This window comes from Methylorubrum salsuginis, assembly GCF_900114375.1.
Classification (GTDB): Bacteria; Pseudomonadota; Alphaproteobacteria; order Rhizobiales; family Beijerinckiaceae; genus Methylobacterium; species Methylobacterium salsuginis.
Window position 1 is genome coordinate 23187 of record NZ_FOSV01000033.1, and the last position, 12919, is coordinate 36105.

Sequence of the window (12919 nt, forward strand, 5' to 3'; positions counted from 1 at the left end):
CGGGAGACGGCATGCACGGCCATTCGCACGATCACCCCCATGATCACGGCGACCATGCCGGCCACGATCACGCCGAGGGTCACGCTCACGGCCATGCCCACGTCCCGAAGGATTTCGGGCGGGCCTTCGCCCTGGGCATCGCGCTCAATGTCGGCTTCGTCGTGCTCGAGGCGGCCTACGGCGTCCTGTCGAACTCCATGGCGCTGGTGGCCGATGCCGGCCACAACCTCTCCGACGTGCTCGGGCTCGCCGCCGCGTGGCTGGCCTCGGTTCTGGTCAAGCGCGCGCCGACCGCCCGCTTCACCTATGGGCTACGCGGCTCCTCGATCCTCGCCGCCCTGTTCAACGCGGTGATGCTCTTGGTCGCCACCGGCGCCATCATCGCCGAGGCGATCCAGCGCTTCCTCGAACCGGCCCCCGTGGCCGGCACCACCGTGATGGTGGTGGCCGGCATCGGCATCCTGATCAACAGCTTCACCGCGTGGCTGTTCGCCTCCGGCGGCAAGCACGACATCAACATCCGCGGCGCCTACCTCCACATGGCCGCCGACGCCGCGGTTTCGCTCGGCGTGGTGCTCGCCGGTCTCGCGATCCTGGCCACCGGCTACGACTGGATCGACCCGGTGGTGAGCTTGGCCATCGCCGGCCTCATCATCGTCTCGACCTGGGGCCTCCTGACCGAGAGCCTGCGCATGGCACTGGCCGCCGTGCCGCCGCGGATCGACCCGCTCGCGGTGCGGGCCTGCCTGATCGAGCGCCCCGGCGTCGTCGGCCTGCACGACCTCCACATCTGGCCGATGAGCACCACCGAGGTCGCGCTCACGGCCCATCTCGTCGTGGCGGAGGCCCCCGGGAGCCACTTCCTGAAGGAGACCGCGGAGAGCCTGCGCAGCCTCTTCGGCATCCATCACGCCACCCTCCAGATCGAACTCCAGGGCCGCACCGCCTGCACCCTGGCCGAGGAGTGCTCCGCATGACCCGGAAAGCCTTCGTCGTCGGGCATCCGATCGCCCATTCCCGCTCGCCGCTGATCCACGGCCACTGGCTCGCCGAGCACGGGATCGACGGCCGCTACGAGCGCGTCGCTGTGGCGCCCGAGGATTTCGAAGCCTTCTTCCGCGGCCTGTCGCATTCGGGCTTCGCCGGCGGCAACGTCACGATCCCGCACAAGGAGGCGGCGTTCCGGCTGGCCGATGCCCTGACCGATCGGGCCAAAACGATCGGGGCGGTGAACACGCTGATCGTCGAGGGTGGCCGGGTCGTCGGCGACAACACCGACGGGCTCGGCTTCATCGCCCATCTCGACCGGAGCCTCGGCGAGGACTGGCCGGAGCGCACCGGCCGGCAGGCCGTGGTGCTCGGCGCCGGCGGGGCGGCGCGGGCCGTCGTCGCCGGGCTGATCGAGCGGGGGCTCACGGTCAAAATCGCCAATCGCAGCCCGGAGCGGGCGCAGGCGCTGGCCGCCCTCGATCCCGAGAACGCGCGCGCCCTGCCCTGGGAGGACTTGCCCGCCGCGCTCGCCGAGACCGGGCTCCTCGTCAACACCACCTCGCTCGGCATGGCCGGACACCCGCCGCTCGCCCTCGACCTCGCCCCCCTGCCGGCGCGGGCGGCGGTGGCCGACATCGTCTACGTGCCGCTGGAGACGCCGCTGCTGGCCGCCGCCCGCGCCCGCGGCCTCGCGACGGTCGACGGGCTCGGCATGCTGCTGCACCAGGCGGTGCCGGGTTTCGAGAAGTGGTTCGGGGTGCGCCCCGAGGTCACCCCCGCCTTGCGCGAAAAAATCGTCGCGGATCTCGTGTCGAAATGAGCGAATCCGAGAAGAAACCGTTCGTGCTGGGCCTCACCGGCTCGATCGGCATGGGCAAGTCGGCCACCGCCGCGATGTTTGCCGCCCGCGGCGTCCCGGTTCACGATTCCGACGCGGCGGTCCATTCCCTCTATGGGCCAGGCGGGAAGGCGGCACGAGCCATCGGCGAAGCCTTTCCCGGCACGCTGACGCCGGAGGGCAGCGTCGATCGCCCGGCCCTGCGGCAGGCCGTGCTCGGCGATTCCGAAAAACTGCGGCAACTGGAGGGGATCGTCCATCCCCTCGTCGGGGCCGAGGCCCGCGCCTTTCTGGCCCGCCACGGGCAGGCGCCCCTCGTCGTCCTCGATATCCCGCTCCTGTTCGAGACGGGCGGGCAAGCCCGCTGCGACGCGGTGCTCGTCGTCACCGCCCCGCCCGAGGTGCAGCGCGCCCGCGTGCTCGCCCGCCCCGGCATGACGGAGGCCGCCTTCGAGGCGATCCTCGCCAAGCAGATGCCCGATGCCGAGAAACGGGCGCGCGCCGACCACGTGATCGACACGAGCCGGGGTTTTGCTGCCGCCGAGGCCGAGGTGGAGCGGCTGATCGCGCGGCTGAGTGCCGCCGGCCCGATGGCCGAGCGCTGAAAATGGACCTGACCCTCCAGGCGCTGCGCCGCGGCGACCTCTCCGGCGCCCGCGCCTTGCGGCTGTCGGGCCCGCTCGACGTCCTGCCCGAGGAGGTGTTCGGCCTCGCCGATACTCTGGAACGGCTCGATCTGAGCGGCTGCGGCCTCACCGGACTTCCCGAGGATTTCGGGCGGTTGCGGCGGCTGCGGGTGCTGTTCTGCTCGGGCAACCGCTTCGAGCGGCTTCCCCCCGTTCTCGGCGACTGCTCCGAACTGGCCCAGATCGGCTTCCGCGGCACGGGTCTGCGCGAGGTGCCGGGCGAGGCCCTGCCGCCGCGCCTGCGCTGGCTGACCCTCACCGACAACCGCATCGCCCATCTGCCCGACGCGCTGGGCGAGCGCCCGCACCTGCAGAAGCTGATGCTGGCCGGCAACGCGCTGACGGCGCTGCCGCCGACGCTGGAAAGTGCAAAAAACCTCGAACTGGTGCGGCTCGCCGCCAACGCCTTCGAGACCCTGCCGCCCTGGCTCGCCGACCTGCCGCGCCTCGCCTGGATCGCCTGGGCCGGCAATTCTTTCGAAGGTCAGGCGGCGCCGGCCCGTGTGCCCGACGTGCCGTGGGGGCAACTGGAGCCCGGCATCCTGCTCGGCGAGGGCGCCTCCGGCCGCATCGTTTCCGCGCTCTGGAAACCGCCGACCGGCCCAGCCCAAACCGTCGCGCTCAAGCTGTTCAAGGGCACCATGACCAGCGACGGCCTGCCCGAGCGCGAGATGGCCGCCTGCCTCGCCGCCGGCCGCCACCCGAACCTGACCGGCGCGCTCGGGCAGGTCGTCGATCACCCCGACGGCGCGCAGGGGCTGCTCATGCCGCTGCTGCCGTCGGACTGGCGCGTGCTCGCCGGCCCGCCGAGCCTGGAGAGCTGCAGCCGCGACGTCTACGATCCGGCCCTGCGCTTAGGCTCCGCCGTGGCCCTGCGCATCGCCCGCGACGTGGCGCGGGGCGCCGCCCATCTCCACGCCCGCGGGCTGCTGCACGGCGACCTCTATGCCCACAACACCCTGTGGGACGGGACAGTGGGCGAAGCGGTGCTGAGCGATTTCGGCGCCGCCTCGCTGCTGCCGTCCGGTCCGGCGGGCGCGGCGTGGCAGCGCATCGAGACCCGCGCCTTCGGACTGCTGCTCGGCGAACTTTTAGACCGTTGCGTGAGCGAACCTGAGGAGATTGCCCGGCTGCGGGACCTGGAGCGGGCCTGCGTTCAGGCCGATGTCGCGGCGCGGCCGCTGATGACGGAAGTGGTCGAAGCCCTGTCGGGGCTCGCGGGCGCGGCAGGGTCGGACGCGTAACCATTCCGGGTTAGACTCGCTCTGCCCGCTTCCCACCGGCCGAGTGCGAAAAGACATGCTGCGCGAGATCGTCCTCGACACCGAGACCACCGGCACCGACGCCAAGGGCGGCGACCGGCTCATCGAGATCGGCTGCGTCGAGCTGATCAACCACGTCCAGACCGGCGAGACCTTTCACCGGCTCGTCAACCCGCAGCGGGCGGTGTCCGAGGGGGCGTTCGCGGTCCACGGCATCTCCGACGCCATGCTCGCCGACAAGCCGGTCTTCGCCGACATCGTCGACGAGTTCGTGCGCTTCTGCGGCGATGCCCGGCTGGTGATCCACAACGCCCCGTTCGATGTCGGCTTCCTCAACATGGAGTTCGGGCGGCTCGGCCCCGCCGCCCCGAAGGCGATCGTGCTGGAGGAGGTGGTCGACACCCTGCTGATGGCGCGGCGCAAGCATCCGGGCGCGGCCAACAACCTCGACGCCCTGTGCAACCGCTACGGCATCGACACCACGCGCCGGGTCAAGCACGGGGCGCTGCTCGACGCGCAGATCCTCGCCGAGGTCTATGTCGAGCTGCTCGGCGGCAAGCAGACCAGCCTCGGCCTCAGCGTCGCCGAGCCCGTCGAGGCGACGGCGATCCTCGCGGCGGTCGATTCGGGCCCGGTCGGCCCGCGGCCGATGCGCTCGCGCCTCACCGATGCGGAGCGCGAGCGGCACGCCGCCTTCATCGCCGGCCTGGGAACCAACGCGGTCTGGCGTGACTATCTCGGGGAGCCCGAGACGGCCTGACCGTCACGATCGCGTTCCCTCCGGATTCCCTCTCCTGCCTCGCCGCACATTGCTGCGATGCAAAAAATCTCATCTTGCGGTGCAGCATAATCCTCCCCATACCATCCCTGTGGATGGCGCCGGGATGGGCGGATGATGGAAGCGCTTCAGGACGTGCGGGGAATGGCGGCCCCGATCCGGGTCGGAACGCGGCCCGCCGACAGCGAGAAGATCACGGTCAATCTCGGCTATGTCGATCTCGGTCATGTCGACCTGCTCGTGTCCGAAGGCGCCTACGCCAACCGCAGCGACTTCATCCGCACGGCGGTGCGCAACCAGATCGAGCGCCACGCCGACATCACCCGCCAGTCGGTCGCCCGCAAGGCGGTCGAGATCGGCCTGCGTCATTACGGACGGGCCGAACTGGAAGCCGCGAGAACGGCGGGCACCACCCTCGACATCCGGGTGCTCGGCCTCGCGGTGATCGCCGCCGATGTCTCCCCCGACCTCGCGCGGGCCACCATCGCGTCCCTCGAAGTGCTCGGCAGCCTTCAGGCGAGCCCGGCCGTCAGACAGGCTCTCGCCGACCGCCTGCGCTGAATTCCCTCAACCCTCGTGACCCCCGGCGCGTGCGCGCGCCCGTCGCCGACCCGGAAAGCGAGATCCCGATGACCGATCGCTCCTCCACCTTGATGGCCGACATGGCCGAAGCGACCCGCCTGACCCAGGCCGGACGGCTCGCGGAGGCCACCGCGCTGATCCAGCGCAGCCTCGGCGCCTCCGGCATGGCGCCTGCGGGCCCTGCCCCGGCCGCCCCGCCGGCATCCCGGCTCGAAGGGCCGGACGGTGGGGACACCCCTCCGCATGAGGCCGTGATCCCCGAGCGGCTGCGCGAGGGCCTCGACCAGATGATGCGCAACCTGCGCAACCTCGCTCCCGGACTGAAGGGGTTCGGCGGCGAGACGCAGGAGCCGCAGCACGGGCCGTCGTCCGGCAGCGGTCAGTTCGTCGAGCGCAGCTTCTCCAACGCGGCCGGCGCCCGGGACTACAAGCTGTTCGTCCCGAGCCCGCGGCCGGGCCTGCGCCCCCTCGTGATCATGCTGCACGGCTGCTCGCAATCGCCCGACGATTTCGCGGCGGGCACCCGCATGAACGAGCTGGGCGAGGAGGAAGGAATCTTCGTCGCCTATCCGCGCCAGTCGGGCCGGGCCAACGCCCAGCGCTGCTGGAACTGGTTCGAGCCGTCCGACCAGGGCCGCGAGATGGGCGAGACCGGCATCGTCGCGGGGCTTGCTCGCGCCATCGCCACCGAGCACCCGATCGACCGCTCGCGCATCTACATCGCCGGCCTCTCGGCGGGCGGCGCGGCGGCGGCCAACATCGCACGGGCCTATCCCGATCTGTTCGCCGCGGTCGGCGTGCATTCGGGCCTCGCGGCCGGCTGCGCCCGCGACCTGCCCTCCGCCCTCTCGGCGATGCGGGTCGGCGCGCCGGGTTCCGAGGCGCCGGGCGGCGCCGCGGGCTTCGGCGCCGGATCGGTCGCGCAGGGCCTGCGGGTGCCCACCATCGTGATCCACGGCGAGGGCGACGGCACCGTCAACCCGCGCAACGCCGAGGCGATCCTGGCCCAGGCCGGCACCGACGGGCTGACGCCCCGGACCGAGCGCGGCAGCAGCACCGGCCATTCCTATCAGCGCACCCGCTACGCCGACGAAGCCGGCCGGGTGCAGGTCGAGGCATGGTCGATCCAGGGGGCGGGCCATGCCTGGGCCGGCGGCAGCCCGGCGGGCAGCTACACCGATCCGAACGGCCCGGACGCCTCCCGGGCGATGCTCGACTTCTTCCTGAGCCACAGCCTGCCGAGCCGGCGCGACTGACCCTTCGTCACGGCCGCGCCATGAGCGCGGCCGCGAGTCCGTCGGGAAACAGCGCCATACCCTCGTCCAGGGCGTCCGGCCGGACCCAGCGCGCGAGGCAGGGCGTGCCGTCGTCCTCGCGAAAAGCGATTGCGTCGCGCCCGTAGAGGGCCGCGTCGTGCAGATCGAGATCGGCCGCGAACACGATCTCATGGCCGAGCGCGCCCTCGTGCCGAAAGATGTTCTCGAACACCGACCATGGGCCGGTCCGCGTCACGCCGCAGCCGAGTTCCTCCCGGAACTCCCGGATCAGGGCCTCGTCGCGGGTCTCGCCGAAGGCGATGCTGCCGCCCAGCGGTCGCAGGCCCTTGAGGCGGCCGGCATCGTCGCGGATCTCCATGGCCAGCAAAAGGTCCCCGCGCCAGGCCAGCCCGATCACCTTGGCACGGATGTTCTGGGGCGGACGCCACGGCGTCATTCCCGCCACGCCCTCGCGACGACGGCAAGCGCGGCCTGCCACGCCGCCCCATCCGACGGTGCGAGCGTGACGGTCTTGGGCAGCACCAGGGCGGCGGCGAGGTCGCCGGCGACGACGCTCAAGCCGCGATACTGCGCGAAGTTGGCAAAGCCCGCCCACCATCCCGCCGGATCCGGCTCGACGTTCGCCACCGCCAGCACTTCGAGCGGCACGGTGAGGCCGCAGCGCAGCGCCTTCGACAAAGCCTCCTTCAGGCACCACAGCCGCATCTGCCGCTCGGGCTCCGGCCCGTCGAGGCGGGCGGCGAGCCGCTGCTCGGCCTGCGGGCTCTGGCTCACGAGCAGCGGAACGGCGTCCAAGCGCACCCGCTCGACATCGATCCCCATCGGGCAGCCTTCGGGAAACGCCACCGCCAGCGCCACCGGTCCGGCATGGGACAGGCTGATGCCGAGATTGCGCACGCCTTCGCCGAAGACCACCGGCTGCTCCAGCACGCCGGGTCGGACGGCAAAGGCCCGCGGATCGATTTCGGGATGGAGCCGGGACAGCGCCTGCTTGGCCGCAAAGCGCCCGACCAGCAGGCCATGGCGGCGGCGCGCATGGAGCCGGTCGGTGACGAGCGCAGCCTCGTCCGGATGCAGGAATTCTTGTGCGTTTGCGTCGAGCCAGTCGAGCGGGGCAGCAGCCAGCGCGAGGCTCGCGCGCAGGGGCTCGCCCCGGCCGGTGAGGGTGAGGGGCAGGGTGTGGACGAAGGGGCTCGAAGGGTCGGCGGATTGTCCGGTCATGAGGGCTGCCGGTTCATGGCACTACGCTCCGCGTCGGCTACGCCTTGCCCGCGCGGCGTCCCTTGCGCTCAAATCCCAAAAAACCGCCTCACACCGCCCGGTCATACCGGAAGGCATGCGCCACCCGCGGCATGCCGATTTGTTCGTAATACGCTTCGACCCCCGGCGCGGCGGTGAGCAGCACGCTCGCCTCGGGGCCCGCCGCACGGCGCGTCTCCTCGATCAAGCGGCGGCCGATGCCGAGGCCCTGCACGTCGCGGGCGACCGCGAGGTCCGAGAGATAGGCGCAGAACGAAAAATCGGTGAGCGTGCGGGCGACGCCCACCAAGCGCCCGTCGATGCGGGCGGTGACGATGAGGTCGGCCCCGGCCAGCATCCGCCCGAGCCGGTCGAGGGATTCGGCCGGGCGACGCGGGGCGAGGCCGGAGGCGACGAGCACGGCTTGGAATTCCGCCGCACCGAGATCGGGCTCCCGCGCGTAGACGACCGCCCCGCCCGCCATGGCCGGCTCAGGCCTCGCCGGCTTCGGCGAAGCGGCCGTGGCAGTGCTTGTACTTCTTGCCCGAGCCGCAGGGGCAGAGCTCGTTGCGGCCCACCTTGCCCCAGGTCGAGGCGTCGGTGGGATCGCGCTCCAGCACAGCGGCGTCGGCCGAGAGGTCGCGGGCGGCGTAGCCGTAGGCCGGTCCCGCCCCGCCGTCGCTCCCGGTGCCGTCGTAATCCATCTCGTTGCGGCCGGTGACGGGATCGCGGTGCTCCTCGAACATCGGCGGCAGCTGACCTCCACCGAAGCCCGCCTGCTCGAAGGACGCGCCCGCTTGCGCCTCCGGCTCCTGATACAGGATCTCGACGCGGGCGAGCTGTGCCGTCACCTGCTCGCGGAGCGCCGTGACAAGGCCGTTGAACAGCTCGAACGCCTCCGACTTGTACTCGTTGAGCGGGTCGCGCTGGGCAAAGCCGCGCCAGCCGATGACCTGACGCAGGTGATCCAGCGTCACGAGGTGCTCGCGCCACAAATGGTCGAGGGTCTGCAGCACCACCTGCTTCTCGATATAGGCCATCACGTCGGGCGTGTTCTTCTCGACGCGCTCCTCGTACGAGGTGTCGGAGGCCTTCCTCAGGCGCTCGCGGATTTCCTCGTCGGCGATGCCCTCTTCCTTCGCCCATTCCTCCACCGGCAGGTCGAGGTTGAGCAGGTCGAGGGTGCGCTCCTTCAGCCCGGCCACGTCCCACTGCTCGGCATAGGCGTTCTCGGGGATGTGGGTGGCAACCACGTCGTCGATCACGCCGTGGCGCATCTCGTCGACGGTCTCGCGCACGCTGTCCTGGCCCATCAGGTCGCGGCGCTGCTCGAACACGACCTTGCGCTGGTCGTTCATGACGTTGTCGTACTTGAGCACGTTCTTGCGCATGTCGAAGTTGCGCGCCTCGACCTTCTGCTGTGCCTTCTCGATCGCCTTGTTGATCCAGGGATGGATGATCGCCTCGCCCTGCTCCAGGCCGAGGCGGGTCAGCATCCCGTCCATCCGGTCGGAGCCGAAGATGCGCATCAGGTCGTCCTTGAGAGACAGGTAGAACTTCGAGCGGCCGGGATCGCCCTGGCGTCCGGAGCGGCCGCGCAGCTGGTTGTCGATGCGCCGGGATTCGTGGCGCTCGGTGCCGAGGATGTAGAGGCCGCCGGGCAGTGCCTTCTTGCGGCCCGCCTCCGGATCGGCCGGCTCGCCCGAGGCCAGCACCTTCTCGCGATTTTCGGCGATCTCCTTCTTGAGCGCCTCGATCGCCGCCTCGCGCTCGGGGCCCTCGGCGAGCCCACCGAGTTCCTTCTCGATGCGCATCTCGAGGTTGCCGCCGAGTTTGATGTCGGTGCCGCGGCCGGCCATATTGGTCGCGATGGTGATGGCGCCCGGCACGCCGGCCTCGGCCACGATGTAGGCCTCCTGCTCGTGGAAGCGGGCGTTCAGCACGGCGAAGCGGCGCGTCACCCGGCCCTCGCGGGCGGCGGCGTAGACATCGGTCAGGGCGTTGGGGTCGGAATAGTCCAGCGCGGTGTAGCCGGCCTTGCGCAGGAGATCGGCGAGCACCTCGGATTTCTCGATCGAGCCGGTGCCCACCAGCACCGGCTGATGGCGCGCATGCGCCTTGTCGATCTCCTTGATGATCGCGTCGAACTTCTCCTCGACGGTGCGGTAGACCTCGTCGTCCTCGTCGACGCGCTCGATCTCCTTGTTGGTCGGGATCTCGACCACGTCGAGCTTGTAGATCTCGGCGAACTCGTCGGCCTCGGTCGAGGCCGTGCCGGTCATGCCGGCGAGCTTCTTGTAGAGGCGGAAATAGTTCTGGAAGGTGATCGAGGCGAGCGTCTGGTTCTCGGGCTGGATCGTCACCCGCTCCTTGGCCTCCAGCGCCTGGTGCAGGCCTTCCGAGTAGCGCCGGCCCTGCATCATGCGGCCGGTGAACTCGTCGATGATCACCACCTCGTCGTTCTTGACGATGTAGTCCTTGTCGAGGGTGAACAGGGTGTGGGCGCGAAGCGCCTGGTTCACGTGGTGAACCAGCGTGACGTTGTGGGCGTCGTAGAGGTCGCCCTCCTTCAGGACGCCGGCCTCGCGCAGGGCCTCCTCGATGAACTCGTTGCCGGCCTCCGTCAGCGAGACCTGGCGCTGCTTCTCGTCGAGGTCGTAATGCTCGGGGACCAGCCGCGGCATGATCGCGTCCACCGCGACGTAGAGTTCCGAGCGGTCGTCCACGGGACCGGAGATGATGAGCGGCGTGCGCGCCTCGTCGATCAGGATCGAATCGACCTCGTCGACGATGGCGAAGTGGTGCCCGCGCTGCGCCATCTGCGACAGCTCGTACTTCATGTTGTCGCGAAGATAGTCGAAGCCGAACTCGTTGTTGGTGCCGTAGGTGATGTCGCAGGCATAGGCTTCCTTGCGCTGCGTGTCGTCGAGCCCGTGGACGATGGTGCCGACGGTCATGCCGAGGAAGCGGTAGACCCGGCCCATCCACTCCGCGTCGCGGGAGGCGAGGTAGTCGTTGACGGTGACGACGTGGACGCCCTTGCCCTCGAGCGCGTTGAGGTAGACCGGCAGCGTCGCCACCAGCGTCTTGCCCTCGCCGGTCTTCATCTCCGAGATGCCGGATTCGTGCAGCACCATGCCGCCGATCATCTGGACGTCGAAGTGGCGCTGGCCGAGCACGCGCTTGGCCGCCTCGCGGACCGTGGCGAAGGCGGGCACCAGCAGGTCGTCGAGGCGCTTGCCGGCGGCGAGCTGGTCGCGGAATTCCTGCGTGCGGGCGCGCAGCTGCTCGTCGGACAGGGCGACGAGTTCGGGCTCCAGGGCATTGATCGCGGCGACGCGCGGGCGAAAACCCTTCACTCGACGGTCGTTGGACGAGCCGAAAATCTTCTTGAGGGCACCGAGCATCGTGAACCTGCGGTCCTGGAAAAAGTCGCGCGGCGGCATTCGGTCGGGAACGCCGCCGGCCTCGCGTTGGGCGGGCTTATAGAGGTAAATAGGGCGTCCCGCATCTGCCCGCATCCGGAAGTGACGGCGCGACGCTGAAGAGTCTTCGTGCCGCGGATGGTGCAGGTGCGAACGGCGCGGTCCGAAGTCACGAGACCGCGCGCGTGTGTCCTGCCACGCTTGCCTTTGATCCGAAGAGGTTCCACCTCTGGCGCGCCGCGGCAACCGCCGCGTCCAGAAAGATCCGCCCCGCGCGAAGACCGGCCCCCAGCAATGCCGGCCCGCGGCGGTTTCGCCCGAGGACGAGCCTCTTCACGATGACGATCCCGACCCTTCTTCGGCGCGCCAGCGCCACCGCCCTGATCCTGGCGCTGCCGTCGCTGGCGCTCGCGCAGCAAGGGGCGGCCCCCGCGGCCCCCGCCGCTCAGCCTGCGGCCCCGGCGCCCGGCCCCGACGCGGTGGTCGCCAAGGTGAACGGCCAGCCGATCACCGGCGCCGACCTCGCGCTCGCCGCCGAGGACCCGGCCCTGTCGCTGCCGGGCGTGGACGAGGCGGCCAAGCAGAACCTGCTCATCGATTACATGGTCGATCTGAAGGTCGGCGCGCAGGCGGCCGAGGCCGCCAAGGTCGGGGACTCGCCGGAGTTCAAGCGCAAGCTGGCCTATTTTCGCGACAAGCTGCTGCTCGACGACTACCTCGAGCGCGAGACCAAGAAGTCGGTCACGCCGGAGGCGGCCAAGGCGCTCTACGACCAGACCGTGAAGTCGATGAAGCCCGAGGAGGAGGTGCGCGCCCGCCACATCCTCGTCGAGAACGAGGACGAGGCCAAGAAGATCGCCGCGCGCGTGAAGGGCGGCGAGGACTTCGCCAAGATCGCCGCGGAGGTCTCGAAGGATCCCGGCTCCAAGACGGAAGGCGGCGATCTCGGCTTCTTCACCAAGGACCGGATGGTGAAGCCGTTTGCCGACGCGGCCTTCAAGCTCAGCCCCGGTCAGGTCTCCGATCCGGTCAAGACCCAGTTCGGCTGGCACGTGCTGCGCGTCGAGGAGAAGCGCACCAAGCCGGTGCCGACCTTCGACGAGATGAAGGAGCAGATCGACCAGTACCTGACCCGCAAGGCGCAGCAGGACACGATCATCAAGCTGCGCGAGGCGGCGAAGGTCGAGCGCACCGGTGCGACCCCGGCCGCTCCCGCCGCCACCCCGCCCGCGGGCGAGACGAAGAAGCCGTAAGCGGTTTTTGGGAGAAGGCCCGGAGCGAAGCCTCCGGGCCGACGCGACAGCGTACGCGTCCGGAGACTCGCCCCGAAAGCCACCGGCTCCCCCTCTCGCCGCATGCGGCTGCGGGCCATACAGGCTTTTCGTCTGCCTGAGTGATCACGGCGCCGGTGAGGGTGGCGGCGAAGCGGCCCCAGCTGCGGGCCCATGATCTTGGGGCCGGGCGACTTGCCATGGCTGTTCCCTCGGCCGAAGCGCCGCGACCCGGCTCAGTCAGGCTATTATATACCTCTACGCGGATGGAATCCGTGCGTCGGTCTTGCCGATGAGGTGGAAGCGGTCGGTGATGAGGCTGGCCAAGTCGGCCTCGTGCTGGTGCAGGCGCTCGAAGAAGTCATCGAAGTCCTGCTTGAACAAGGCGAACTTGGCGTAAGCCTTGTTGAACAGCACCGTGCGCTTCATGAAGCGCCGGAAGCGCTCGATCAGGTTGAGATTGGGTGCGTAGGACGGCAGATCAACCAGTCGCAGCCGGCAACCGGGCTGGTCGAGCCAAGCCTTCAGTGCGCGCGAGCGATTGTAGCGGGCATTGTCGAGCACGACCGTG

At 70.0% G+C, this 12919-nt stretch carries 13 protein-coding genes; 8 read left to right on the forward strand and 5 right to left on the reverse strand.

The annotated features are described in order from the left end of the window. The first annotated feature begins 11 nt into the window (after positions 1-11). The 7 genes from BM140_RS23310 (at position 12) to BM140_RS23340 (ending at position 6392) form a co-directional block, all read left to right on the forward strand. Positions 12-977, forward strand: a complete 966-nt coding sequence (locus BM140_RS23310; protein WP_091951645.1) for a cation diffusion facilitator family transporter — start codon at positions 12-14, stop codon at positions 975-977. Continuing rightward, a complete protein-coding gene (locus BM140_RS23315) occupies positions 974-1810 on the forward strand; it encodes a shikimate dehydrogenase (protein ID WP_091951647.1) in 837 nt (278 codons plus the stop codon). Before BM140_RS23310 ends, BM140_RS23315 begins: the two co-directional genes overlap by 4 nt. Further along, positions 1807-2433 (forward strand): dephospho-CoA kinase, encoded by a 627-nt coding sequence (gene coaE, locus BM140_RS23320; protein ID WP_091951649.1) that lies wholly within the window; start codon positions 1807-1809, stop codon positions 2431-2433. Before BM140_RS23315 ends, coaE begins: the two co-directional genes overlap by 4 nt. Before the next feature lie 2 nt (positions 2434-2435). Beyond that, a complete protein-coding gene (locus BM140_RS23325) occupies positions 2436-3758 on the forward strand; it encodes a leucine-rich repeat-containing protein kinase family protein (RefSeq protein WP_091951651.1) in 1323 nt (440 codons plus the stop codon). Positions 3759-3813: 55 nt separating this feature from the next. Continuing rightward, positions 3814-4536, forward strand: a complete 723-nt coding sequence (dnaQ, locus tag BM140_RS23330) for a DNA polymerase III subunit epsilon (protein WP_091951653.1) — start codon at positions 3814-3816, stop codon at positions 4534-4536. A gap of 162 nt (positions 4537-4698) precedes the next feature. Then, positions 4699-5115: a CopG family transcriptional regulator gene (locus tag BM140_RS23335; RefSeq protein ID WP_425287085.1), complete on the forward strand. Its 417-nt coding sequence runs from the start codon at positions 4699-4701 to the stop codon at positions 5113-5115. Positions 5116-5183: 68 nt separating this feature from the next. Then, the gene (locus BM140_RS23340; protein ID WP_091951671.1) at positions 5184-6392 is read left to right on the forward strand and encodes an extracellular catalytic domain type 1 short-chain-length polyhydroxyalkanoate depolymerase; all 1209 of its coding nucleotides are present in this window, start codon (positions 5184-5186) and stop codon (positions 6390-6392) included. A gap of 7 nt (positions 6393-6399) precedes the next feature. On the opposite strand, the gene BM140_RS23345 is transcribed toward BM140_RS23340, so the two are convergent. From BM140_RS23345 to secA, 4 genes are all read right to left on the reverse strand, one after another. Continuing rightward, positions 6400-6849 carry an NUDIX hydrolase gene (locus tag BM140_RS23345; protein ID WP_091951657.1) on the reverse strand — a complete coding sequence of 150 codons (450 nt, stop codon included), beginning with the start codon at positions 6847-6849 and terminating at the stop codon, positions 6400-6402. Further along, positions 6846-7634 (reverse strand): 4'-phosphopantetheinyl transferase family protein, encoded by a 789-nt coding sequence (locus tag BM140_RS23350; protein ID WP_091951659.1) that lies wholly within the window; start codon positions 7632-7634, stop codon positions 6846-6848. Before BM140_RS23350 ends, BM140_RS23345 begins: the two co-directional genes overlap by 4 nt. A gap of 88 nt (positions 7635-7722) precedes the next feature. Continuing rightward, positions 7723-8136: a GNAT family N-acetyltransferase gene (locus BM140_RS23355; RefSeq protein WP_091951661.1), complete on the reverse strand. Its 414-nt coding sequence runs from the start codon at positions 8134-8136 to the stop codon at positions 7723-7725. Between the two features lie 7 nt (positions 8137-8143). Beyond that, the gene (secA, locus tag BM140_RS23360) at positions 8144-11059 is read right to left on the reverse strand and encodes a preprotein translocase subunit SecA (RefSeq protein WP_091951673.1); all 2916 of its coding nucleotides are present in this window, start codon (positions 11057-11059) and stop codon (positions 8144-8146) included. 356 nt (positions 11060-11415) lie between these two features. On the opposite strand from secA, the gene BM140_RS23365 reads away from it, so the two are divergent. Then, entirely contained in the window at positions 11416-12330 is a 915-nt protein-coding gene (locus BM140_RS23365; protein WP_091951663.1) for a peptidylprolyl isomerase, read from the forward strand. A 276-nt stretch (positions 12331-12606) separates the two neighbouring features. Here the strand turns inward: BM140_RS23365 and BM140_RS23370 are convergent. Then, on the reverse strand, positions 12607-12919 hold a 313-nt coding region (locus tag BM140_RS23370), incomplete at its 5' end, for a transposase (RefSeq protein ID WP_207549502.1).